Consider the following 1802-nt stretch of genomic DNA (forward strand, 5'->3'; position numbering starts at 1 on the left):
TCCAGCACGAGCGCGGCGGGGACGGCGGGCGCGGTGGCCGAGCTGACGCTGCAGGAGGCGCTGGCGTGGGCGGGGGCGTGAGGCGCCCGTGAGCGCCGCGCTCGTGCTGGACCTGCTGCTGGCGGCGCTGCTGCTGGCGCAGCTGGCCGCCGGGTACCGCGAGGGGCTGCTGGTGGGCCTGGCCGGGCTGGCCGGGCTGCTCGGCGGGGCGCTCGCCGGCGTGGTGGCCCTGCCGCGGCTGGTGGCCGGCTGGGCGCCGGGCGTGCGCCCCGCCCTGGTCGTCGTGGTGGGCACCCTGGTGCTGGCGGTGCTGGGCCGGCTGCTGCTCGGCACGCTCGCCGCGCGGCTGCGCGGGCGGGTGCGCTCGCGCCCGGCGCGGGTGGCCGACTCGCTGCTGGGGGCGCTGGCCGGCGCGGTGGCCACGCTGCTGGTGCTGTGGGTGGTCGCCGGCGCCGCGCGCACCGCCCCGCTGCCGGCGGTGGTGCGCGCGGTCACCGGCTCGCGCGTGGTCGGCACCGTGGACGCGGCGCTGCCCGCCGACCCCGGCGCGCTGCTGGGCCGCTTCTGGTCCGCCGCGCGCGCCAGCGGCTTCCCCCGCGTGTTCGCCGGGCTGGACCCCGAGCCGATCGCGCCGGTGGACCCGCCCGCCGCCGCCGTGCCCGACACCCCCGGGCTGCGCGCGGCGCAGGGCGGGGTCGTGAAGGTCACCGGCGTGGCCGCCGCCTGCGGGCGCGGCCTGGAGGGCAGCGGGTTCGTCGCCGCGCGCCGGGGCGGCTCGGCGCGCGTGGTGACCAACGCGCACGTCGTGGCCGGGGTGGGCGAGCCGCTGGTGCAGCCGCAGGGCGCCGGGCGCCGCTACCCGGCGCGGGTGGTGGCCTTCGACCCGGCGCGGGACCTGGCGGTGCTGGACGTGCCGGGCCTGGACGCGGCGGCGGTGCCCCGCTCGCCGCTGCTGCAGCGCGGGGACGCCGCCGTCGTGGCCGGCTTCCCGCTGGACGGGCCGTACACGCTGGCCACGGCGCGGGTGCGGGAGGTCGTGCGCGCCGAGGGCCGCGACGTGTACGACGCCGCGCCCGTGGTGCGCGAGGTGTACTCGGTGCACTCGCAGGTGCAGCCGGGCAACTCCGGCGGGCCGCTGCTCACCGAGGACGGCCGGGTGGCGGGCGTGGTGTTCGCCAAGAGCCTGGACGACCCGCACACCGGCTACGCGCTGACGCCGGTGGAGCTGGACGCGGTGCTCGCCGCGGCGGGCTCGGCCACCGCGCCGGCCGACACCGGCCCGTGCGCCGCCGCGTGAGGGGCGGCACGGCTCAGGAGCGCGCCAGCCAGCTCGTCAGGGCGGCGCTGAAGCGCTCGGGGGCCTCCTCGGGCACGTAGTGCCCGGCGCCGGGCACCTGCACCACGCGGTGCGGGCCGTGCGCCCAGCGGTCGGCGGCCTCCAGCGCGGCGCCGCTCACCGTGGGGTCCAGCTCCCCGCGCACCTGCAGCACCGGCACGGTGGTGCCTGCGCGCAGCGCGGCCGCGAACCGCCGCCCGTCGGCGCGCACCGCGGAGCGCGCGGCCCAGCGGTGGTACTCCAGCGCCGAGTGCGCCACGAACGGCACCCGCACCGCCTGCGCGTAGCGCTCGACGTCCCGCGGGCTCGGCCACGCCGAGCCGGAGCGCTCGCGCAGCACCTGCTCCACGCCCTCGTCGCGCGCGAGGCGCTGCTCGGGCAGCACCGGCAGCTGGCGGGCCAGCGCCGCGGCGGTGGTGCGCAGGCCCCGCCCGGCGGGGCGCTGCCCGCGCAGCCGCTCCAGGAG

At 81.2% G+C, this 1802-nt stretch carries 1 protein-coding gene and 1 pseudogene; one reads left to right on the forward strand and one right to left on the reverse strand.

The annotated features are described in order from the left end of the window. Window positions 1-88 precede the first annotated feature (88 nt). Window positions 89-1297, forward strand: a complete 1209-nt coding sequence (locus GTR00_RS18090; protein ID WP_166612970.1) for a MarP family serine protease — start codon at window positions 89-91, stop codon at window positions 1295-1297. On the opposite strand, the pseudogene GTR00_RS23100 reads toward GTR00_RS18090, so the two are convergent. Next, window positions 1204-1802, reverse strand: a pseudogene (locus tag GTR00_RS23100) (hypothetical protein); the annotation flags it as partial. The gene GTR00_RS18090 and the pseudogene GTR00_RS23100 sit on opposite strands and share 94 nt — an antisense overlap.

Source organism: Kineococcus indalonis (genome assembly GCF_009906395.1).
In the GTDB taxonomy this organism is placed as follows: Bacteria; Actinomycetota; Actinomycetes; order Actinomycetales; family Kineococcaceae; genus Kineococcus; species Kineococcus indalonis.